This window comes from Staphylothermus marinus F1, assembly GCF_000015945.1.
GTDB lineage: Archaea > Thermoproteota > Thermoprotei_A > Sulfolobales > Desulfurococcaceae > Staphylothermus > Staphylothermus marinus.
Genome location: NC_009033.1, coordinates 851,399 through 873,758, shown reverse-complemented (window position 1 = coordinate 873,758; position 22,360 = coordinate 851,399). Strand labels below are relative to the sequence as shown.

Below are 22,360 nucleotides of genomic sequence, written 5' to 3'. Positions count from 1 at the left end.
TTTGAAAACTTTAAGTGGTTTTCTATATGTTATGTTATTGATACTTATGATTTGATTTAGGATTGTAAATGAAGAACTCAACTGTGGTCTTTGCATAGCTCCAATAATCCCCTCTGAGAGAAGAAATTATACGCAGATATTATTGCATTACATAATAAACAAAAAATAATACGTAGGCAATTGCATAGATTTAATATAGTGTGCAACAAATTAACGTTTATTAATAATTAGCAAAGTTGTTCCCGCACATCACATTTACTATGATAACAAGTAGTAGTATGGTGATCTATATGGCTAAATACTTGATAAATGCAAGAGTAGAAGTTGACGGTGTAGTTGAGAAACACGACATAATAGGAGCAATATTTGGGCAAACTGAGGGACTATTTGGAGAACAATTCGATCTAAGAACTTTGCAGGATAAGAACCGTATAGGAAGAATACAAGTAATGACTAAGATACATAATGGTAAGACTATTGGCGAATTAATTATACCCAGCAACCTAGACAGACTAGAAACAGCACTTGTAGCAGCAATGATAGAGAGTGTTGATAGGGTAGGACCATATAGTGCTAGAATAGAAGTAGTAGATATAATTGATGTAAGACTAGAGAAGATCAAGAAAATAATTGATAGAGCAATAGAAATACTTCATGAGTGGAGTAAGGAGAAAGCACCAGATATTAAAGAAATACTGAAAGAAATGCAGGAAGCACTCAAAGTTCCCGAACCACAAAAATATGGTCCAGAACAATTACCTGCAGGTCCAGGAGTCGATGAAAGCGATACAATAATAATAGTTGAGGGAAGGGCAGATGTTATCAATCTGCTAAGATACGGGTTCACAAACGTTATAGCGTTAGGTGGTGCTAGAAAAGTACCTAATACAATAAAGAACCTTGCAAAGAAGAAAAAAGTAATAGTGTTCCTAGATGGGGACCATGGAGGAGACCTGATCCTAAAGGAACTATTAAGGACAATAAAGGTAGACTTTATAGCTAGAGCTCCTGAAGGTAGAGAAGTAGAAGAACTAACAGGTAAGGAAATAAGAGAAGCACTAAGCAAAGCAGTACCAACCAGGGAGTACCTAGAAAAACTTGCCAAGCAAGGAAATAAAGAAGCACAATACCTGTTACAGGTTCAGGAAAGGCTGGCGAGAGAAGTAGCAGAACAAATAAAGCCTCAAGTCAAAGTAGAAGAGAAAAAGCCAGTTGAAAAACCAGTTCCTAAACCCCCTAAGACTGTAGAAGAAGTTGTTGAAGCAGTATCTATACCTTTAAGGATAAGAGAGGATATTAAGAGCCTATATGGAACGTTAGAAGCGATTCTTTATGATAACGAATGGAATTCTGTAAAGAGATTACCTGTTAGAGACCTGGTAAATACACTGGATGAGCTAGATGAAAACAATGTACAAGCAATAGTAATGGATGGTATTATAACGCAGAGATTAATAGATAAGGCATCTGAGAAAAAAGTAAAGATGATTATAGCGGCAAAAATAGGTAGGATAAATTATAAACCACCAGAAATACTGATTCTAACCTTTAATGATATTATGTAAAATAAAACCTATTTTTTACCACCAAAGAAATCAAACAAGCTTTTTTGACCAGCAGAAGCAGCTGCTCTCTTCAGCTGCGTTTCTGTAACTCCGAAATAATTTAATATTCTAAGAGCTGCAGGAACTATTTGGTGATCGACATAGTATTCTGTATCTATAAGCTTAGGATCCTTTACGAAGATATATGGTTCTGCCCTACTAGATATTTTGCCTCCGCCTTTAAGGATTACATATCCTATCTTATCATTTGTACTGACCTTAATACCTGCTTTAATGAGTTTTTTCGCGGCCACAACGTGTGGTGCATCCACACTGTATTCTTCTATTCTCTTCGATAATGTTTTCCATATTATTAATTTATCCAATGGTATCTTTCCAGCTTTTAGATCAGCAATTACTTGTCTCACGTACTCTATAGCTTTATCAATACTGTTCTCCTTCAAAAGGATCTCTGTTACTTTTTCCTGGACCTCTTTGGCTATTTCCGCCCAATCACCCCTAACGGCTTCGAAGCCAACTATATCTATTCTGCCATCCTCTAGAAGCCCTGCATATCTTTTCTTTGCTTCTGTAAAGAAGACTCTTTTATAGATCTTGTCAATTTTGATTTCGAATCCAAGCTTTGTTTGAATAAGCTCTATGAGTTTTTCAACTTTATCTTTATCGTATGTTACAAATAGGGAGTCTGTATCTCCGTATATTACTTTTAAACCTAGTTTTCTAGCAAGTTCTATTGCTGACTTTATTGTTTGTCTACCCCATGCTGTAACAGCTTCTGCGCATTCTCGGCAATACCATCTAGCATGAATCCATCCCATATAACCATATGTTGCATTAGCTAGTACTTTTACTGCTTTCTGTCTTTCATCGAGTAATCTATACTCATAGCTTGTGGGAGGATATTTTTTCATTTCAGACTTGATCTGTTTTCTTAATCTTAGAAGTGTTTCAAGAACTCTCTTAAAGAATCCAGGAGGTTCTTTTCTGAAGCAATGTCCTACTTCCGGCGCTATATTATGTTTATCTGGATTACATTTCTCGTTGCGAACAATAGTGTCTGGACCAACATTGTATTTGATCATAATGTTTGGATACATGCTTGAAAAGTCTAGCACAGCTATGTTTTCATGAACTCCTTTAACAGGTTTAAGCACAACTGCGCCACGATAACTTTCAGCCGCTCTTTCAACCCTGTTAGGTACTAGTTCTCCATACCTGAATGCTTCACGCATAAGATACCATTCTAGCCTAAAACCGACGCTGGCAGCTCCAACTTGATCTAGGGGTAATCCTGTAATGTTTGATAACTGCATAGCGAATGGTAGGAATTTTTCTGCTAAACCATATGTTGACTTAACATCATCTATATTGTATTGCAGAAGCTTTGGTCTAAGTTTTTCATCATCCCAGTACTTGGGGATATCTATGTATTCAATAATTACCCTCTCAGATTTCTTCATAACTCCCAAGTATTCCGCGACATTCTCGAGAGATTTAACTTTAACTTCCGGTATTTCCTCGGCGAAATGATATAGGTCTGTATTTAGTCTTCCAGGCACAGAGATGTGTCCGTAAGTGCTTGTTCTAGGTGTTGCGCCTACTCTTCTAGTTACATCTAGTTTTACACCGATATATTTTGATCGTTCAATAAGGTATGGCCAATCAAATCCGTCAGTATTATATCCGACTATAATGTCTGGATCAAATGTTTTCACATAGTTCACGAACTCTTCAACACTAATTTTATCATCGTATTTATTTGCTAGGAACTGTTTTATATCACCATTATTGTTCATAATACCAATAATTATTATAGGATCTGTTTGGGGTCTAGGTGTTCCTGACTTATTATATACTTCTATATCAAACGCTATAATTCTTAAATCTGGTTGGAGAGTTTGCTCTAAAGGCTTTATATCACCTATTATTTCATATTCTGCATCAACCCTGTATATCGGTTTTTTCGGTACTTCCACCACTTCTGCTACATGCCAGCCACAAGGCCTAAGATCGTGATCGATGATGTATCTAATACTAAAACGTATATCTGCCTCAACAACTTCTAATACTTCAGGCAAAGACTTGATTTTCTCCCTGTATTTTCTCACATATTCCGGTATCATCGTTATTATTTTTAATGCACTAACTTTTCTTCCAAAATACTTCTTTTCGACAGGTTCTACACCTATGATTGGGGATTTTGGATCAGAATATGTTCTTATTTTTCTAGCTAAATCCTCAATGTTAACTTTGTCTTTTAAGATAGCATAGAAGTATGGGCGAAATCTTCGATCTCTCAATAATACTCTTCTACCATCCCTTGTTATACCCCATATTATTATGTGTGGTTCATTACCAATAACTTCATAGCTATTATCGAGAAAGTAGAATTCCAAGTTTATTTTCTCACTCAAAACTCTACCCCACTATATAAGTAGGTTTTTAGATTAGATAAATTATAATGATAGAAAAGTGATCAGATGATATAGTATGAAGATACTTGAGAAAGATTTGAGGAAGGGATATTTAAAAATATTGCCGGAAGATCAAGATGATCTATGGGCTTTATATAATATTATTAAGCCATTAGATAGGGTTACAGCTACAACTTCTAGAGACATTAAACATGGAGAAACAAGTAGTAGTCGAAGAATACCTATGACGTTAACGATTGAAGTGAAAACATTAGAGTTTCAGCCTTTCACAGAAAGATTAAGAATAAGAGGTATAGTTGTTGAAGGACCTGAAAGATACGGTGTAAAAGGGCATTATCACACATTAAACATTGAACCCGGTAAACCCTTGATAATATGGAAAGAGAAATGGAGTGAGAATGAATTAGAGATAATATCTAGATTTACCAGTAGAAAACAAAAAGTACTTTTAGCAACTTTCGATTATGATGAAGCAGCTATAGCTTTGTTGACAGAGCAAGGGATACGGTTATTAGAAGAATTCACATCTAATATTCCAGGTAAGAGAGAACCCGTATTATTTCAGAAAGGATTAGAAAAATATTTGTCAAGTATAGCGGAGAAAATACTCGATTACATAAACAAGTTTCAAGTAGATATAGTTGTAATTGCTAGTCCAGGAGATCTTCAGAAAAGAGTTGCTAGAATAATTAAGGAGAAGAAACCAGTCAATATAATCACGGATACAGTATCTATAGGGGGTCAGAGCGGGATTAGAGAATTATTGAGAAGGGATAGTGTTCGCGAGGCAGTTAAGGAAACAAATATTATTAAGGCTCAGAGAATTCTGGATGAATTCCATAAAAATTTATCGAAGAACCCAGATATGGTTGCGTATGGAATCGATGATGTAGAGTATGCTGTTAAATATAATGCTGTGGATAAGCTATTGGTTTCAGAAGAGCTCTTGAGAATATATGATGAAGAGGTTAGGAGAAGAGTGTCTAGTATTTTAAACGAGGCATATAAGAGGAGAGCGGAAATAATAATTGTTCCCCATAATAGTGATGTTGGTTTGGAAGTTGAAGGTTTAGGAGGTATAGTTGCTCTTCTTCGTTATCCATTGAAGAAACCTTTAAATAATTAAAAACGATCCTTAAGAGCTCTTCTTACTAAGGGGTTTCTACGCATAATCTTTTCTAGTGCTTCTTCAAATACTTCTTCGGGGCTTAACTCGTATTTAACAAATACTCCTGTGCGACCTATTTTATCTCTTCTACTAAGAACTCTTACTCTTTCGAGAACAGTATCTATGCTTATTCCAAGTTTTTCAGCAACGATGTTTTCATAACCCATAACCGGCGATTCTCTGTGGCCATTCTTTGTCGGCTCTATCAATACTAGTCTCTTATCAACACCAGGCACTCTTCTATTTTCCTTTAATCCTTTAAGGTCAAGTATTCCGCCAAACTTATAGAATTCGTATTCGCGGGGCTTAAGCTTTGCCAATGGAAAACTAATATTTTTTCTTTCATATTCGTCTAGAACTATGTATGCTTTAGGTGTACTTGAAGGAGTTGCTATTACTATGTATCTAGCATATATTCTATAACCAGCAGATTCCAGAGTATATTCAATAATATAACTGGGAACAGTGTAGGGTATGAAAACATCTATGTCGCTACCTTCCCATACATCCCCTCTAGCAATACTGCCGTGAACTAATCCCTGGATCCCTCTTTTAGCGAGTGTTTCGAGAATATTAATTGCTTCTTTTCTCAACTCTCTAAGGATTTTCCATTGTTTTTCACTATAAACTATTTCTCTATACTCTGGTTTTCTCAATATTTTTTCTCTAACCATGCATTTTTCCCATATAGATATTCTTTAATAGCTATATATCATATTACGGTTATACACAGAGATGCACTAGTTATATCTAAGGATATGTGAGGGTGTAGTGGTTATTGAATGTGTTGCTCATGGTATTCTCGGTAATGATATCTTCTTGGGCATTGCTTAATATATTATATGTTCATTTTAGAGAATCGTTTGAGCGTAGAGGATTTAAACTATATTATGGGTTAGTACTTGTATATAAGAGGAGCAAAAAGATTAGACAATCAAGTATTGTTAGGAAAATCTCTTATGTATCGATATTATTGTTCATATTAGCGCTCATATTTTTCTATTATTCCATGATTCTTGGTTTAATGGCTAGGGCAGGATTGGTGAGTAATGTTGCACGACCAATGCTTTTAATTCCTGGTGTAAATATTGTTGGTGATCACTTATTCTATTTTATATTAATGATTATTATTGCTGCTATTATACATGAGTTTGCACATGCATATACGGCTAGATCTTATAATATACGTGTTAAATCGCTGGGTTTTGCAATAGTGTTGTTTATACCATTAGCTTTCACGGAAATAGATGAAGAAGATGCTGCGAAATCTCCGCGTAAGGCTAGAATAGCAACACTAGCTGCGGGTCCAGCATCTAATTTTATACTTGGTTTGTTGTTCATGTATTTATTTATTTTAGCAGTATCTCCGACAACTCTGGTTATAGAACAGGTATTGCCTGGGAGCTTAGCGGATAAGTATGGTTTGAAGCCGGGCTCCATACTTTTATCTATTAATGGGACCCCGGCTACTAGAGATGTTCTGCGGCATTATTTAGAGATAAATAACAATACGTATTTAGTGTTAACAATAATTAATCCTAGTGGAGCCATGGAAAATATTACTATTTATAAGCCCGCCAATACTTCATTGTTAGGAGTATATCTATGGGTAGGGCCAAATATTGTGTTGGTAAAATTGTTTGGAGCATGGTTTTCCATAGTATTAACTAAATTATTGTATTGGGGAATGATTGTTAATGTTGGCTTAGCCCTAGTTAATGCTGCTCCACTATTCATAAGTGATGGTGGAAGAATAGCATATGAGTTGTTGGGAAGCAGGATCGGGCATATGATTAATTTCTTAAGCCTACTAATACTTGTCCTCGCAGTAGCAGGCCCATGATAATCAATAGCTCTAATTATATATAAACTCCTTTATAGAATACATATATTTGCCCACGGGCCACGGGTAGGGCCCCGGATAAATCCGGGGCCAGATGAACCGTGCCTACCCCTACAAGCCGCCGCCAACCCCCATACCAACCAATGATCCCCGCCCCATGGGGTCGGCGGTGGCGGAGCCCCCTCTGGAGAGAGGGGGTTAACCGCCTTAGCCGGGGGAACCTGGCTAGGCCCGGAAGGGAGCAACCTAACCTCGGCCGTCGACGTTCATGGGTCACCGGGGCAGAGGCTTGGTATGGAAGGGCTCTGGCGGATTGGCTGTAGGGGTAGGCACGGGGCCGTGGCCCGTGGGCGAAAAGTATTAGCTAACCATTTTTAATCCTGAACCTGTTAGTGGTAATAATACTTCTTTACCTCTAAATTCATCTATCATCTTCTTATATGCAGCATATACTGTGGCTGAGGTTGGTTCAACAATGAATCCTTTATCTAATAGTTCTTGAAGGGCTTGTTTAATTTCACTATTTCCTACAAGAACTATTTTGCCATTATATTTTCCAATATACTCTAATATCTCATTGATACGGGGAGGTTCAGGAACCATTATACCATCAGCTAGATCCGATTCTTCACCAGCGATTTTTTCACCATATAGTTTCTCGTATACTGGCTGAACACTATATCCCTGAACAACAACTGGTTTCGGAACATGTCTTATTAATCCCTGAGTATATAGATACTCAAAACCATTCATTAATCCTAGGAATAATCCACCCGAACCCACTGGTACAATCATATAATCGGGTACACCATATTCCTCATATACTTCATAAGAAATAGTTGAAGCACCAATTATGTAGAAGTAGCTCCATATATGAGCTACATAATATGAGGACTTAACATAGTTTGAAACAATTTTAGAAGCTTCACCTCTATTTTTAGCCTCAATTATTTCACCACCCAATAATTTGACTAGCTTCTTTTTCCCTAGAGGAGCATTTTTAGGCATTATGATCAAAGGTTTTAATCCATATACTCTAGAGTATAAAGTAACAGATATACCTGTATTTCCACTTGTATCCTCCACTACAGATTTATATCCTAAAAGATAACCATATCCGATAGCAAGCGCTGTTCCTCGATCCTTGAAGCTCCCTGAGGGATTAAGGTATTCCAGCTTAAATAATAACTTAGCATTGTTCTCCTCATCTACAACTAGGGGTGTTCCTCCCTCACCAACCGTTTTAACGGGTTTAAAAGGAAATAATGAACTATATCTATGTAATCCGTTTCCTCGAGGTTCAAATGTTTTATCATATATTATCTCGATAGGTGAACCACACTTAGGACATTTCCAATAGTAATTGTTCCAAATAGATTCTTTGAAGCCGCATTTCGGACAATACCAATAAGCTTCTTTTTTGGCCATCACTTATTAACCCTCATTTCTACACTATATTTTCTATCAAATATTCAGCGAATTTATCTGCTCCGTTCATATATTGTGGAGGTTTATTTTTAATTGCTTTCTCTATAGCATCCAGTAATTTATCTCTTGAAAGCTCATCTAGAAATACACCATTAATTTTTCTAGCAAATATTTCTACATCCTTCTTTGTAGCGGCGGCTTTCCACTTCGGGTTCCATAAGAGAACAACGGGCTTCCTATAAGTTACAGCTGCTTCAAGTATGGTGACACTATTATGTCCTATGACGACTTTGGCTCCAGCAATCCATTTATCAAGGTCTGGGTCGAAACGGAAAACTATCCATTCAGGTCTCTTAGACCTATATATTTCCGGGTCGACACGGCCTGTTTGGAGAACAACGTTTTCCAGCTCTGTCTCAACCAGTATATCATATAGTTTCTTATTCCCTTCAAAACCGCCTATTGCTAAAATGTATCCTTTATCTATACTCTCATATTTCTTCTGTCTAACAATTGGTCCAAAAACGTGTCCTCTTGGATAAAGTTTCTTCTGCTCATCCCAGTGTAGAACTGTTTCTCCACCAATACTCGATAATAATGCAACAGTTTTTCCTTTCGTAACAAATCTATCATGGCTCTCTATAACATAGAGTTTACTACCTTTAAGCATTGATATAAGAGCTGGTGCTAAAGAGTGGTTGCTTCCACTGGCAACAACTATATTATATTGTTTGATTCTTCTGAGCGAATAATATATGGCGGATGGAATATTACGTAGTAGTTGAACAAAATTTTCTCCAGGCAAACGAGGCTTCGGAACACATAATATTCTATCAGCATATTTCTCCAATAATGTCTGACTCCATAAATCACCGCATGGAATAACGATATCAATAGTTAATTCACTACTTTTACTACGAAGTTTCTCAGCAACACCGACAATGTAACCTGTGTGTCCGCCGCCACTAGCAATTAATAGTATACTCTTATAGTGAACCATTCTCACACCGAATATTTGCTGATAAAAATATTGATTGTTAAAAATTACTAAATATAATATCGTGTTTTATCTACCGGGTTAGATTGGTTAGAAACAATTATTCTTTTAGAATCATAGAAGGCGCCGGGGGCGGGATTTGAACCCGCGCGGGGAACCACCCCACCGGCTTAGCAGGCCGGCGCCCTACCAGGCTAGGCGACCCCGGCTCCTCTCCCTATATATTTTCTGAGTTGTTCTCGGTGTTTATTAATATAACTCATCGTTATAGATAGGAGAAACAATATTAATAAGATATTTCTAGTCTGTGCAATCCACTGTACTGGCGAATCTATTGTCGTCGGGCTCTGCTTGAGAGGCAATCCTAGAAACTCTAGGTATTTTCGCAATTCAAAATCTTTAAACCACAATAATATTATTCCTGAATTCAATATGTCTATGCTGTAGTATGTTATTATATCTCTTAATCTCGTAGCAAGGAGTATTAGTAATGGTTGCAATATGAGAAGTGTTTGCGGCAAAAATACTATGTTGAAAACAACAGTAACCATTAATATAATAGTGGTTTCAATAGTTGGGTCCTCATCTAGAGATAGTAGTGTTGAATAAATAACAAATAGTGCAGAAATAACGATATATGCTATAGCTCTTAAATACTGATCATTCAAATTATTGCTTATAAATACGTATATACAGTTATTACATCCCAAATTATTTAATAAATTATTATACCAAGTAGCCATGCTTTGAGGAGATAATAACAATAATGCGAGATAGGGCAATAAACCTATTCCCAAACCAGTTAAAAACTTGTTACTCATAACTCCTTTGTTAAGGAAGAACTTGTATAGATAATAAATTACAAGGACAAGACCTAAATAATAAGCAGAAGAAAACAATCCTAGAAAAACATATGGAATAATAGAATCTTTTGAAACTATTGCTTCATAGAGAAAAACAAATAAGAATACCAAAGCAAACAATTCCCATCCATACACTCCATAGACGATGAGCGACGATGTTATTAATAATAGATAATTCTTATAGCCTGTGATTCCTCTTCTAAATAGTGTTTTCCTATAAAAATATAGGAAAACCATTAGTGAAACGAACATGATAATGCTATGTGTAACATATGCAGTAGTTAATCCCTCTATAGAAAATAGAGGATTACCTCTAGTGTGTGAACCAGTAATGTATGCAGTATATGTAGAAATAAACCAAACAACACCTGTTAACGGAGGTAAATCTATGTAGTAATGAATATATGGTATAGGATAAAACATTGATCCATGACAATATTTTTTAAATACATTATTATCGAACCACATCGTTGAAACAGCTTTATTAGCCAGAACATTTTTACAAGCATTATTATTCATAAAGATCGATCTATAGTTAGCTACGAAATCACTATAAACAGGGGTTTCAACTATTGTTTTACCAAATAATATCTTCTGCGATTCAACCGGCATATGAACTATGAATGAGATTAAAAATAAAGCAGAAATAGTAATTACTAATAATACATCATAGAATCTTCTCCTGAATAGTATTTTAATCATTGCTTACTCACGCAGTAAATGTATTGAATCATCAATTAAACTAATAATAATTAATTTGCGGAGAATATTAATCAATAACGGTTGCTAATAATTCATTGTTTGAACAATATAGTTTTTGTGGGGGGTAGATGATGCGTTGACCGACAAATACAATATGGCAATATATGTTTTTCTCCTGATAATAGTCTTATTTGCGGCTTTTCAATATTATTCACTAGCCTTAAAATTGACACAGATGGAAATAGAGAGGCATGGTAAGGGATATGTATCAGATGAAGTTTGGTATGTTCCCAGTGCTCGCAACATTCTAAGGAAAACTCTAGGAATAATACCTAGTTTACCTGGAGGAAAATATGGTGCCAGCATTATTTATAATGGAAACATAGAGATTGCATGGATTAGAAAAATTGCTATAAAATATAATGTCTCGGTTGTAGACGAAAATTATCATAAAATAAAAGCATTCTATGTTGAATCCAATAATTTAAACAACATTAATGCTTTCATACAAAACATATCTGAGTATTATAGTATTAGCGATATAGTTTATGGTTGGAGAATACCAGATGCAGATGGTATAAATGAGTATTTAAACCTTGAGCACCCCCCACTTGTTAAGTATTTGATAGCATTATCTATTTTATACCTAGGAGATTATCCCCTTTACTGGCGGGTTCCCAATATTATTGCAGGTGCCCTTATTGTATTCTTTGTGTTTCTTTCTATTCGTAAACTAACTAATAATCCTTGGTTAGGTCTCATAGCATCTCTTCTCGTCTCCGTAGATCCTATTATGAGGTATTTATCGAGTATTGCTTTATTAGATGTATTTGTAGCGTTGTTTTCTGTGATCACTTTTTATCTAGCTATCACTCGTAAATACATGTTTTCAATTTTATTAGCAATAATAGGCTCTACAGCTAAATTTAATACATTATTTGTATTAATACCTGTGTATTTACTTTATATTCGGAGAGAATTGAAAAAAGATAATAGTTTTATTAACTTCATCTATTACACTACTCTATTCTTCCTAGTAACCTTCGGATCATTTCTAGCGATTCAAGCATTGATATCAATACCTATAATAAACATTATAGGCTTCGAATCGTGGCTTAACCAATCCATTTTTGGAGCTATCAAATGGCATACTAGCGTTAAATGTGCAGGAGCTGCTTGTCCCGCTAGTTCGGCGCCTTGGGACTGGTTTTTAGGGGCCAACGGGTTTGTCCTATACTATATTTCTAGCAACGACAAACTAGTAGCACTTGGATACTGGCCTTTATGGGCGTTAGCGTTGGCTTTTAGCATCCTATTTATTCCTGCTTATAGAATTGATAGGAAGACATCTTATTCATGGTTATTTTTGCTGGGAATCCTATCTGGCTATATACTATTATGGATTATTGGAGGACGAACGCAATATAGTTTTTATAGTGTACAATTAGCTCCATTCGTATACTCATTTCTAGCGCCTTTAACCACGTATATAATAGTACAAAAAGAAAAGATTCTATATGTTCTAAATGATTGGTATAAATTATTCAAATATTTGTGGAGAATAGTGGTCGAGTTATTAACCAGTTAAAACATAGTTTTCATAGATAAACATAGAGGAGATCGGCTGGTTATGGATACTGCAAATGATTATAGATTCATCATTGCAGAGGATGCAATTAATAGACTTAGAAAAATTATTACTTCCGGGCAACTTCCACACCACATTAATAAAAATAGAGCATTATCAATTATTGATGAGATAAAGTCTAGAATTATGAGGTTAAAATATAGCTTTCTACCAGTAACTTTACTATTAAGGATGCGGGAGCTAGATGAAATAATAAATTATTCAATGGAATTATCTAAAATGCTATTACCTAAAAAGCATATAGGATCTAAAAAGTCTAAGCTTCAATTACTTATTAGTGAGATAAGGTATTCTCTATGGATACTCATGGGATTAAAACATAGGCTTAGATTTGGAGAACAAAATCTGCCAGAATATGCTATAGATGTTATTGGAGTCGAAATATTGCTTGTTCAGAAACATCCATCAGCGGATAAGTTATGGGTGCTAAAATGCGGCACTGAAAAAATTGGTCTTACAGTTATAACAAATATCCCTAATATTAGGAAAGGAGAAGTGAGAGGTGTAGCTATTCTTCCACCAGTAGAGTTTATGGGCATTGTTAGTGAAGCCATGATTGCAACAGATCCCTTGCCTAAAACATATAAAGGCAGAATTGTTCCCTTCGATAAAATGAATGTTAGTGAAATTAGAGCGAAAATTTTAAATACACTTTCTAGGAAATAACCTGTCCCCTCATTTATAAATTTTCACTAATCAATAAATACAACGGTGATATGGATGGCTGGTGCAATAGCTAAAATGAGATTAATAACTGTTAAAATGCCCGAAATATATGTTGAAGGATTAGATGAACTAGTTAAGATAGGAAGGTATAGTAGTAGAAGTGAAGTAATACGTGTAGCTATAAGGGATCTTTTAAAGAAGGAGTTATGGATTAGAGAATCAGAATTCTAGAAATTCCTACATAGTTTTCATATATAAGTATTCACGTGCTTTTCTAATAATCAATTCATATAGCGGTTCATCCGTGTAGAGTCTTCTAAAGCTGAATGGCGGCATAAATCCTGGTATAATTGATCTTATCTCATCCAGTGTGATAGGCTTAATATATAGTTTGGGATCGATAACTTCTAAAGCCATCGCCATTTTTGAACCTTTAATATACTGGTAGTCTTCCTCGCTCACACCTGTTTCTTCGAACAAGGATAATTTATCCCATATATGAGAAGGTTTACCTGAAATAATACGTCCTACTCTGAACTCGCCTATAATAGCTCTAACTGAGCCACTTGCATAGACTACTATAATCGATCCTTTCTCGGGCGTTACTCCAAACCATTTCCTAAGCTCAAACTTCTTTATATTGGTAAATATTCTATAGGCATATTTAGGTTTAATACTCATCAAATACATTGGTGTATTCTCAACCATTCCACAATACACCTATTCCTAAGTATTTTTATAGAAACTTAAATTAAACCTCTAAAAATATTATTTCACCGGATGTGGATGGTTGGTATTACTGAATTGCTTAGATGATGACTGACACCAGGACCGAAGATGATCTGTTATGAGCGTTAATAATAGCCTAAATTATGGAGACCTAGCCCTTATATATATCGATTCTAAACGAAAATATCTCGTAAAGCTTGAAGAAGGCAAAATCTTAGGTACAGATAAAGGCTTTATAAAACACGAAGATATAATTGGTAAAAAATATGGAGATATTATTTATACTAATCGTAATGTTAAGGCTTATATTTTAAAGCCTCTACTCATAGACTTATTGCAAGGATTGAAGAGAGTTACGCAGATAATATATCCTAAAGACTCTTCATTAATGATATATCTTTCAAGCATTACTCCTGGTTCACTAGTTCTAGAAGCTGGTGTTGGTTCTGGGTTCTTAACAGCATCATTAGCTAATTTCGTAGGTGATTCGGGGAAAATTATAGGATTTGATATACGAGAGGATCATTTATTAAAGGCTAGCGAGAATCTCGAAAAACTAGGTTTTGATAGAAGAGTTGAACTTATTTTGGGCGATATTAGAGAGGAATCCATAGTTGTTGATGAGGTATTTGATGCTGTTTTTTACGATCTACCTGATCCCTGGAATGCCCTGAATACTGCATATAGAGCATTAAAGCCTTCTTCGCCGATACTCATATATGTTCCTACAGTGAATCAAATCGAGAAAACTGTTTTATCAATGAGAGAACACGGTGGATTCATAGATATACATGTCTATGAGGTATTGTTGAGAGAATATAGTGTCGAAAAGAATGCAACTCGTCCTTATACTTTGATGATAGGGCATACAGGCTATATTGTTTTTGCCAGAAAAATTAGCGCTTAGTTCTTGAATTATTTGTGTTTACCTTTAATATAGAGATAGATGGTATGAGTTAAACCAGTATTATCTTTAACATCTACAACCTTGAAAGGCTTCCACCCAGGTATTCTGAATTCGTGGCTAACAATTCGTGCTCCATCTATTAATTCTTTTTCTAGTTTAGGTTTTAGAGCCTCGTTTACTATGGTGAGAAGAAACATTGTTACTATAGTAGCTTCGCTTATGTCTACGTTAAAGAAATCATCATTTATGAGAACTATCCTATTAGATACTCCGTTTTTCTCAGCATTTTTTCTTGCCTCTCTTATTCTTTCAGGGTCCTTATCTATTCCCACAGCTTTTTTGACGTTGAATTCTTTCACAGCTACTATCAATATTCTTCCATCGCCACAACCGAGATCATAGACTATATCGTCGGGCCCTGCTCCCGCTAGTTTTAACATCATTCTAGCAACAGGTATTGGGGTGGGCACATATGGTACGTGATAAGGCATACTGTGTTCACCAATTAAATGAATGTAGTGGATAACTAAAAACTTATGTTTCATAGGATTTTGTAGAATTATTATCTTCGATGTTAGCTTTTTCCTTCATATTTCTTAATCTTTTCAGTCATTATTTCAATTGCTTTCTCAGCATCAGGTTGTAATGCTTCGTTTAATGGTAGTTGGGATAATAGGACTTTTATTGTTCCATCATCGAATTCTGCTAGAATTTGAGGAACCCAAGCCATTCCATACTCATCAGTATCTCCATGCTCTATCAAGAATACATAGTCTTCATGCTTTACTTCTAGTTCAACATTATGTTTTGATGCAATTTCTTCTGCTAGTTTACTCCATAGATTATGATAGGGATGATGTGTTGCGGTCACCAAAATTATTTTCTTTAGTTTAGGCATGTATAAACACCCTCTGCTTATTCATAGATTTTATGGTTTTGCTAGGTATTCTATTGCTTAGGGAGTAAATAAAATATATCATTATTTGATTGCAATAGTTCAGTTATTATGAGAACTTGTGATGCTAAATAATTTATTTTTGACAGCATTGTTTCTATAACTAGATATTTTTTGCGTATATATTCAGCTATAGTATCTGGAATATCTGTGTGCAAACCCGATATATAGCATTCAGCGTTACTGATAATACTTAGATTATATACTCCATTCTCTGTGAAATATATAATTGGCACACGGCAGTTTTTTAAGAACATATCTATGAGGATATGGATTTGTCCAGGATAAGTTGATACTGTATTTTTACTTATTATTTCGAGAACATATTTGTTTTTCTTATAGTATATTACACCTATTTGTTTAAAATATGTGAGAAGTTTTGTATAAGATTTTATTCTATTAATAATGTCGTATCTGTTAAATAAAGGCTTATACTCTATAAATAGAAATCTCTTATTATATCGGCTGGGGTTTAGGTTTTCTCTCATGTTCTGGTCGAACCTTTACTATGCCTAAATGTACTGCACATGATACACAATAACATTTCGTTACTGGGTACTTCATTATTATGGCGCCTTTCTTCTCGAGTTCTTGAGCAAGCTGTGGACTTACTGGGCTATACCATCTCGTAATACATATTGCTTTATCTCTTGGAACAATTCTTCCACAATTATCACATTGTACATAGCCTACCTTTCCTTTTGCACCTTTATGTCTTCCTCTGCTTTCCCTTTTTTTAGGCATATTAATACACCTTCTCAACGAAAATGTCTAGCTATATGTTTGAATTGGATAAAGCATTATAAAATATTATGTTGATCATGAAATCAATAATTCACCTAAAGTTGTTCCTCCAACAATATCGCTCCATTCTACACCTAGTGCTTCTAATAGTTGGCTTAATGCACTATTGATTATCTCGATATATTTATCAGGATCTACTTCGTAGAGTTTAGCCAATTGTATTGCTTTATATCCTTCTCTACCTTTTATTTTCACAAACGTTATAATATCTCCTTCTTCTACAGTATAACCATAGGTTTTCAGCTGTAATGCGGCTTTTACATGTGGTGGTTTATTCTTTGTATATTCGTTAAGACTTTTAGTTAATCCTACTTTAAATGCCAGTTGATCAAGTGTTATTTCTTTCTTTTTCAGTTCTCTATAGAGTCTCTTAACTTCGTTCTCCAACCATTCTTGGAACTCTTTGAAATCCTCTGGTGTACTCATTGCTTTAAGTTTTTCAATTAACTCTATAAATAATTGTTTTAGAAACTCAGGTGTATTTCTTTTCTTAGCCATGAGTCCTTTAATCTCTATTCCTCCATTAACATATCTTCCAATATAGTTTTTCTTTAATCCCGTGAATAAGACATATACAAATTCTTTATCAACCTCAATTTCCAATCCAAGGTTCTTAGAGACCCATTCTTGTAGTTTTGTTAATTGCTCATTTGTTGGAGCCCATAGAAATATTGAGTCGGTATCTCCATAAACCACTTTCATCCCTATCTCAGCTGATTTTTTGAGAATGGAATAAAGCGATTTTCTGCCAAGAGCTGTTACGCTTTCAGCTACTGCTGGTGAGTATAATGGGAAGTTCTCTGCTCCAAATACTCCATAGCTTGCATTAATAAATACTTTCATAGCTTTTTGAACGACATCATACCATGCACGCATTTCTATAGGTATTTCTTTTGACTTAGCTTTTTTCTTATATATTCCTACACGGAAGTCTCTTATCAAACCTGTTATTTGTGCTGATAATCCAGGTTTATCGATGCATACATGATGTATTTTCTTTCCTGTTTCATCTAATATGTCTATTTTACTTTTACAATTTGGCTTATCTACTGTTTCATAGCTTAAATTGTATTTTTTAATAATACTTGGATATAGAGATGCAACATCTAGAACTGTTACTTTGAAAAATACTCCTTTAGGAGGCTCAATAACTAATGCTCCAGCATATTTCTTGCCTTCAATAGTTGCTTGTGTAGTACTTGGTTTACCATATTTTCTAATATCTTCTGGTTCGGGAATCAAGTAATTTAGTTTTCTATGTATCCAGTAGAATAGGTTTTGTATCCATTTGGATATGCTTTTCCTACATATGTCTTCTATGCTTACTTTAGCTATACGTGCAAGTAGGATCATTAATCTCCATACAAGTTCATTATTAAACAATGTAAGCATTAAAGTTATTTCTGCGTCTCTATAGTTGTATGCTACCAGGTTTGCTAAACTTAGCTCACCAATGTTTCCTTCTACGCCTATCTTGGATATTCCCAGTAATGCAGTAGCTATTGCATCTAGATTTTCTTCTTGATATTTTCCGCCGAATGCGTAGCTTTTTATTGCTCTGTTCTTGAAGAACTTATATAAGTCAATATGTATACTTGTTTCAAGTCTAACTATGTCTTCTCCGAAATGAATTGGTAAGTATTCTTTAGGTATGCCTATTCTTAGTGCTCTATGGAAAATATATGGTAAGTCGAAGTTGTCACCATTAAAAGTTACTACTATAGGATATTTTGTCATAACCCTTATAGCTTCAAGGATGAGTGCTTCTTCACTATCAAATATCTCTATTTCTGCATTATGAGGGTATTCTTCAGATAGTTCTCCCCACATAGTTTCTCTTGCTAATACCAGTACTCGTCTATAGTTGTCTGTTCCTACAAGTGCGATACTTATTATAGGGTATTCTGCGAGACTGGGATTGGGTACTCTGCCTTTGAATGGTGTATATACTTCTATATCGATGGCTATTCTTTTGGCTTTTGGAGGTTTTTCCTCGAATAAAGGTATCCATTCTTCGGCTAGTTTTTTTGTTTCAGCTTGTTCGGCTCGGAGTATTTCTTTAACCTTGTTTATTATATCACTACTTATTTTTGGTGTGATTAATTTATAGTTGAACTTAGTACCATGTCTTACTAGTTTATATTTCATACCAGGTATGAGGGCGTTATCATAGATATAGTTATCATGATATTTTATCTTTGCCTCCCATGCTTTTGGTACAAGTTCTCTTAGTTTCGCAACTGCTAGGGGATCTTTTGTAATTATTTTTGTTAAACGTAATTCTTTAAATGTAAAAGGATCTATTTTTGTAACAACTTCTATTCCATCAAAACTGTGATGCTCAACTATCTTTTTATTCTCCTTGATTTTTTCGGGTGGCTCGTTTGTTAGGAAATATGGTTTATGACCTGTGGGATCTGTTAGAAATAATATTTTTTCTCCTTTCTCATCCAAGAACTCTATGACTGCTTTCCCTAATGTTCCATCATAGTAAACTCCTAATAGATATGCTGGTTTATCTATAAAGTCTACTTTGTTTACATCATATAACCTATAAACGTCGCCGATAATATTATACTTCAATATTCGTATCCTCCTATTTTTCAGATTTACTTTTCTCCCTGAAGGAGTAGTATTGCCTCTGCTATGTCGCCTCCAGTTCTAATTAGTGCTTTCCTAGCCTCCTCTTTACTTACTCCTGTTTGTGAAACAATAAATTCTATGTCTTCTTCCGAGACCTCTATTTCTTCCTCTTTGCTCTCCTCTAAAGCTTCCTCTCTAGGTATACCAATTATTTGATATATTGTTTGCTCACCTGTTTTCATAACAACTATTTGTGGCGAACTTATCACGATCTTTTTGTCTTTAAGCAAAATGTTTACTTCTCTTACATCAGATAACTCTTCTACTTTAATGCCCATTCTCTTCAACATTCTCTTTAAGTCTCTAGGACTAATCCCGGGAAACATATGTTTCCGCCTCGTTTCTAGAAGTACTTATTCCACCCCATATGTATTTGATAAGGATATGCAGGATATATAACTTGGTATACCAATATTTTATCTTTTGACTATGGTGTGATATTTTATTGTTCCAGCGATTATGAATACTTAGGTGAATTAAATGGTTCATGTGGAAATTCTAGGCGGCGGTAACGAGGTTGGTAGAGCAGCATATCTTGTTGTGGATAATAACAAGAAGTTCTTATTAGACTATGGGGTTAACTTCGACGAGGAGGATCATCCGCAGTTTCCATTACATGTTAGGCCAATCGAGCTTAGTGGATTAGCTATTACACATGCCCATTTAGACCATATAGGAGCTGCACCACTACTATATATAACGGGGAAGCCCCGAGTATTTGTTACGAAGCCTACACTAGAAATAGGGAAGCTTTTAATTAGTGATTTCTTAAAGCTGAATGCTTACTATATAGATTATAGCATTGAAGAATTTGAAGTAATGGCTAGCAATGCGCATTTTCTAGAGTATGGTGTTGAAGTTGAGAATGATGGTTTTAAAATAATAGTTACTAGTGCTGGACACATTCTCGGAAGTGCTATGATATATCTTGAAACTCCTAGTGGTCATAGAATACTATATACAGGAGACGTAAACACTATCCAGACATGGACATTGTCTAGAGCTGAACTGTGGCCTTTGAAAATTGATACTTTAATAATAGAGTCAACCTATGGATCAACAAAGCATCCTCCAAGACACTATACTGAGAAAAGACTAGTAGATGCTATTGAGGAAGTAACAGATTCAGGCGGGACAGTATTAATACCTGCCTTCAGTGTTGGGAGGAGCCAGGAAGTTATGTGTTTAGTACAAGCAGAACTACCTCATCTAGATGTATATTTAGATGGTATGTCCAGAGAAATAACCAATATTTATTTAAGACATAAGAGCTTCCTAAGAGACCCTTCCTTATTTGAGAAAGCAGTTCAAAACACATTTTTCATTCGTGGATGGCAGGATAGAAGAAAAGCTTGGAAGAAACCCGGCGTAATAATATCTAGTGCTGGAATGCTCAAAGGCGGTCCAAGTGTTTATTATTTAAAGAAAATAGCTAATGAGCCTAAGAACGCAGTTTTCCTCGTAAGTTACCAAGCACCCAATAGTCCCGGACACATAATTCTCGAGAGAGGAATCTATGAAGAATTTGGTTTGGATGAACCAATTAAGGCTAGACTTGAATGGTTTGATCTATCAAGCCATGCAGGTAAGGATGGATTAATAAGTATTATACAAAGATACAAAAATACATTAAAGAACATTATTATTGTCCATGGAGAACCTGATTCGGCCTCTAATTTAGCATCGATGGCAGTTGAATTTCTAGGCAACGATATAAACATAAATGTACCGCTTAACGGTGATAAAATAGAATTGACTAGCTAAAACATAACTATGTTATCTCAACGATATTTTCACAGTTTAATTCTTTAAGAAAATCATCTAGTTCGTTTAAGGGAATCTTTATTGTCACCAGTTTACTTTTGGTTCTAGCTTTTACTTTAGCTATACCCTTCTTTTCATCTCGATAAACACGACACTCAATAGCTAGACTCACATATTTCTTAAACTCTTCTCTATCAAATACTTCTATCGGAGCCATACTGCTTCACCATCTGCTCTGTTCATAGCTTATAGGATTAATCATAATATTGGAGATAACATTGTTGGGATAATAAAACTATCCATAACATAACATGTCTAAGATATTGGTTTGGGAAATTTGGCTCTATAAATTTGTCATGATATAACCTCTTCTGTTTAAACGTGTTGGCTGAGTTGATATAGTATTCTGTGCCATAAATAAAAATATTTATTTGTGTTAAAATTATTGGTTTCTCTTTAAAATCACTGTTGCTATTATTGAGGTTGTAACAATCACTAATGTTATAGGGAATATTAGTGAGTTGTTCCCAATACTAGTATCTTCTCCTTGTTGTATTGTATTATTCGTATTTGGTACCGTAGTTGTATTTTGGAAAAGCTGACTTGTGCTTTGTGTAGTGTAATTCTTTTCGTTTCCTACTAGGTAATTTTGTGTGGTTTCCGTATTATTAGAATTAAAAATTACCATTGTTTTCTGTGTGCATGATTCTAAGCTACCTCTATTTGTTACTATCAATATTTTCCACGAGTATAGATCGTTTTTTGGAGGTAGTGTTACTCTGGCTTCATACACTAATGTATCGTTTCCCCAAGTCTCTGCGAGACTCATCTCGTATGGTTTTCCACATAAGATAAGGGTGACTTTTCTAACTCCTATGTCTGCAGGTATTGCTACACGAAATACTAGGGGTTCGCCTGGTTTTAGGTATACTGTTGAACGATCCTCTGGAGACAAGATCAGTATCCCAAACTCGTCTCCAGACTGTTTAAAGTTCTTCTTATAGCTTGGAATTGATGCATTCATAGATACGGGTATGATAAGAGATACTATAATAGTAATTATTGCTAATAGATATATTCCTTTTAATACTGTTATGACTAAGTTAGGATGTTTTAGAATTTTCATTTTGGGAGAACACCCATTATATAAGCTTAGGTTTTCTCATCATATAGTCAAAATATCGTTTGTGTAAGTTTTTCGTTAAATGGATTATAAAGATTATCCAAAGATTATCTTATTAAA

General features: G+C 35.0%; 22 protein-coding genes, 1 tRNA gene and 1 other RNA gene. 9 read left to right on the top strand and 15 right to left on the bottom strand.

The annotated features are described in order from the left end of the window. Positions 1-290 precede the first annotated feature (290 nt). The gene (gene dnaG, locus SMAR_RS04590) at positions 291-1,565 is read left to right on the top strand and encodes a DNA primase DnaG (protein ID WP_011839180.1); all 1,275 of its coding nucleotides are present in this window, start codon (positions 291-293) and stop codon (positions 1,563-1,565) included. An 8-nt stretch (positions 1,566-1,573) separates the two neighbouring features. Here the strand turns inward: dnaG and SMAR_RS04585 are convergent, their stop codons facing one another. Beyond that, the gene (locus tag SMAR_RS04585) at positions 1,574-3,979 is read right to left on the bottom strand and encodes a DNA-directed DNA polymerase (protein ID WP_011839179.1); all 2,406 of its coding nucleotides are present in this window, start codon (positions 3,977-3,979) and stop codon (positions 1,574-1,576) included. A 76-nt stretch (positions 3,980-4,055) separates the two neighbouring features. Here SMAR_RS04585 and SMAR_RS04580 point away from each other — a divergent pair, with 76 nt between their 5' ends. Beyond that, positions 4,056-5,126 (top strand): mRNA surveillance protein pelota, encoded by a 1,071-nt coding sequence (locus SMAR_RS04580; RefSeq protein ID WP_011839178.1) that lies wholly within the window; start codon positions 4,056-4,058, stop codon positions 5,124-5,126. Here the strand turns inward: SMAR_RS04580 and SMAR_RS04575 are convergent. Beyond that, on the bottom strand, positions 5,123-5,842 hold the full coding sequence (locus SMAR_RS04575) for a nucleotidyltransferase domain-containing protein (protein ID WP_011839177.1): 720 nt from the start codon (positions 5,840-5,842) through the stop codon (positions 5,123-5,125). The genes SMAR_RS04580 and SMAR_RS04575 overlap by 4 nt on opposite strands. A gap of 110 nt (positions 5,843-5,952) precedes the next feature. On the opposite strand from SMAR_RS04575, the gene SMAR_RS04570 reads away from it, so the two are divergent. Both SMAR_RS04570 and ffs read left to right on the top strand, forming a co-directional pair. Continuing rightward, positions 5,953-7,011 carry a site-2 protease family protein gene (locus SMAR_RS04570; RefSeq protein WP_244372506.1) on the top strand — a complete coding sequence of 353 codons (1,059 nt, stop codon included), beginning with the start codon at positions 5,953-5,955 and terminating at the stop codon, positions 7,009-7,011. Positions 7,012-7,065: 54 nt separating this feature from the next. Then, positions 7,066-7,360: signal recognition particle sRNA (gene ffs / locus SMAR_RS08300), an RNA gene on the top strand. Positions 7,361-7,371: 11 nt separating this feature from the next. On the opposite strand, the gene SMAR_RS04560 is transcribed toward ffs, so the two are convergent. From SMAR_RS04560 to SMAR_RS08410, 4 genes are all read right to left on the bottom strand, one after another. Then, on the bottom strand, positions 7,372-8,439 hold the full coding sequence (locus SMAR_RS04560; RefSeq protein ID WP_011839175.1) for a pyridoxal-phosphate dependent enzyme: 1,068 nt from the start codon (positions 8,437-8,439) through the stop codon (positions 7,372-7,374). A 19-nt stretch (positions 8,440-8,458) separates the two neighbouring features. Continuing rightward, positions 8,459-9,439, bottom strand: a complete 981-nt coding sequence (locus tag SMAR_RS04555; protein ID WP_011839174.1) for a UDP-N-acetylglucosamine--N-acetylmuramyl-(pentapeptide) pyrophosphoryl-undecaprenol N-acetylglucosamine transferase — start codon at positions 9,437-9,439, stop codon at positions 8,459-8,461. 121 nt (positions 9,440-9,560) lie between these two features. Beyond that, positions 9,561-9,645 (bottom strand) — tRNA-Ser (locus SMAR_RS04550). After that, a complete protein-coding gene (locus SMAR_RS08410) occupies positions 9,631-11,001 on the bottom strand; it encodes a hypothetical protein (protein ID WP_011839173.1) in 1,371 nt (456 codons plus the stop codon). Before SMAR_RS08410 ends, SMAR_RS04550 begins: the two co-directional genes overlap by 15 nt. A 136-nt stretch (positions 11,002-11,137) precedes the next feature. Here SMAR_RS08410 and SMAR_RS04545 point away from each other — a divergent pair, with 136 nt between their 5' ends. Genes SMAR_RS04545 through SMAR_RS04535 form a run of 3 tightly spaced genes read left to right on the top strand, consistent with a single transcriptional unit; the run spans position 11,138 to position 13,546 of the window. Beyond that, complete coding sequence (locus SMAR_RS04545; RefSeq protein ID WP_011839172.1) at positions 11,138-12,589, top strand: glycosyltransferase family 39 protein; 1,452 nt, start codon at positions 11,138-11,140, stop codon at positions 12,587-12,589. A 42-nt stretch (positions 12,590-12,631) separates the two neighbouring features. After that, on the top strand, positions 12,632-13,315 hold the full coding sequence (locus tag SMAR_RS04540; RefSeq protein ID WP_011839171.1) for a tRNA-binding protein: 684 nt from the start codon (positions 12,632-12,634) through the stop codon (positions 13,313-13,315). Between the two features lie 54 nt (positions 13,316-13,369). After that, positions 13,370-13,546 carry a ribbon-helix-helix domain-containing protein gene (locus SMAR_RS04535; protein ID WP_011839170.1) on the top strand — a complete coding sequence of 59 codons (177 nt, stop codon included), beginning with the start codon at positions 13,370-13,372 and terminating at the stop codon, positions 13,544-13,546. A gap of 6 nt (positions 13,547-13,552) precedes the next feature. On the opposite strand, the gene SMAR_RS04530 is transcribed toward SMAR_RS04535, so the two are convergent. Next, entirely contained in the window at positions 13,553-14,023 is a 471-nt protein-coding gene (locus tag SMAR_RS04530) for an ASCH domain-containing protein (RefSeq protein WP_011839169.1), read from the bottom strand. A 139-nt stretch (positions 14,024-14,162) separates the two neighbouring features. Here SMAR_RS04530 and SMAR_RS04525 point away from each other — a divergent pair, with 139 nt between their 5' ends. Next, positions 14,163-14,951 carry a tRNA (adenine-N1)-methyltransferase gene (locus SMAR_RS04525; RefSeq protein ID WP_011839168.1) on the top strand — a complete coding sequence of 263 codons (789 nt, stop codon included), beginning with the start codon at positions 14,163-14,165 and terminating at the stop codon, positions 14,949-14,951. Between the two features lie 8 nt (positions 14,952-14,959). On the opposite strand, the gene SMAR_RS04520 is transcribed toward SMAR_RS04525, so the two are convergent. The 6 genes from SMAR_RS04520 to SMAR_RS04495 all read right to left on the bottom strand — a co-directional run bounded on the left by SMAR_RS04520 (position 14,960) and on the right by SMAR_RS04495 (position 19,679). Beyond that, positions 14,960-15,442 (bottom strand): protein-lysine N-methyltransferase, encoded by a 483-nt coding sequence (locus tag SMAR_RS04520; RefSeq protein WP_011839167.1) that lies wholly within the window; start codon positions 15,440-15,442, stop codon positions 14,960-14,962. Between the two features lie 83 nt (positions 15,443-15,525). Beyond that, positions 15,526-15,849, bottom strand: coding sequence for a hypothetical protein (locus tag SMAR_RS04515; protein WP_011839166.1), 324 nt, complete (start codon positions 15,847-15,849; stop codon positions 15,526-15,528). A gap of 50 nt (positions 15,850-15,899) precedes the next feature. Next, positions 15,900-16,394 (bottom strand): hypothetical protein, encoded by a 495-nt coding sequence (locus tag SMAR_RS04510; RefSeq protein WP_052833832.1) that lies wholly within the window; start codon positions 16,392-16,394, stop codon positions 15,900-15,902. Next, a complete protein-coding gene (locus SMAR_RS04505) occupies positions 16,363-16,650 on the bottom strand; it encodes a 30S ribosomal protein S26e (protein WP_011839164.1) in 288 nt (95 codons plus the stop codon). The genes SMAR_RS04510 and SMAR_RS04505 overlap by 32 nt, the downstream gene beginning before the upstream one ends. Before the next feature lie 75 nt (positions 16,651-16,725). Beyond that, positions 16,726-19,293 (bottom strand): DNA-directed DNA polymerase I, encoded by a 2,568-nt coding sequence (locus tag SMAR_RS04500; protein WP_011839163.1) that lies wholly within the window; start codon positions 19,291-19,293, stop codon positions 16,726-16,728. A 26-nt stretch (positions 19,294-19,319) separates the two neighbouring features. Then, the gene (locus SMAR_RS04495) at positions 19,320-19,679 is read right to left on the bottom strand and encodes a nascent polypeptide-associated complex protein (RefSeq protein ID WP_011839162.1); all 360 of its coding nucleotides are present in this window, start codon (positions 19,677-19,679) and stop codon (positions 19,320-19,322) included. Between the two features lie 154 nt (positions 19,680-19,833). On the opposite strand from SMAR_RS04495, the gene SMAR_RS04490 reads away from it, so the two are divergent. After that, on the top strand, positions 19,834-21,117 hold the full coding sequence (locus tag SMAR_RS04490) for an MBL fold metallo-hydrolase (protein WP_011839161.1): 1,284 nt from the start codon (positions 19,834-19,836) through the stop codon (positions 21,115-21,117). Between the two features lie 7 nt (positions 21,118-21,124). Here SMAR_RS04490 and SMAR_RS04485 read toward each other — a convergent pair whose 3' ends face one another. Further along, complete coding sequence (locus SMAR_RS04485; protein WP_011839160.1) at positions 21,125-21,334, bottom strand: hypothetical protein; 210 nt, start codon at positions 21,332-21,334, stop codon at positions 21,125-21,127. Positions 21,335-21,559: 225 nt separating this feature from the next. Continuing rightward, entirely contained in the window at positions 21,560-22,243 is a 684-nt protein-coding gene (locus tag SMAR_RS04480; RefSeq protein ID WP_011839159.1) for a hypothetical protein, read from the bottom strand. Positions 22,244-22,360: the final 117 nt, after the last annotated feature.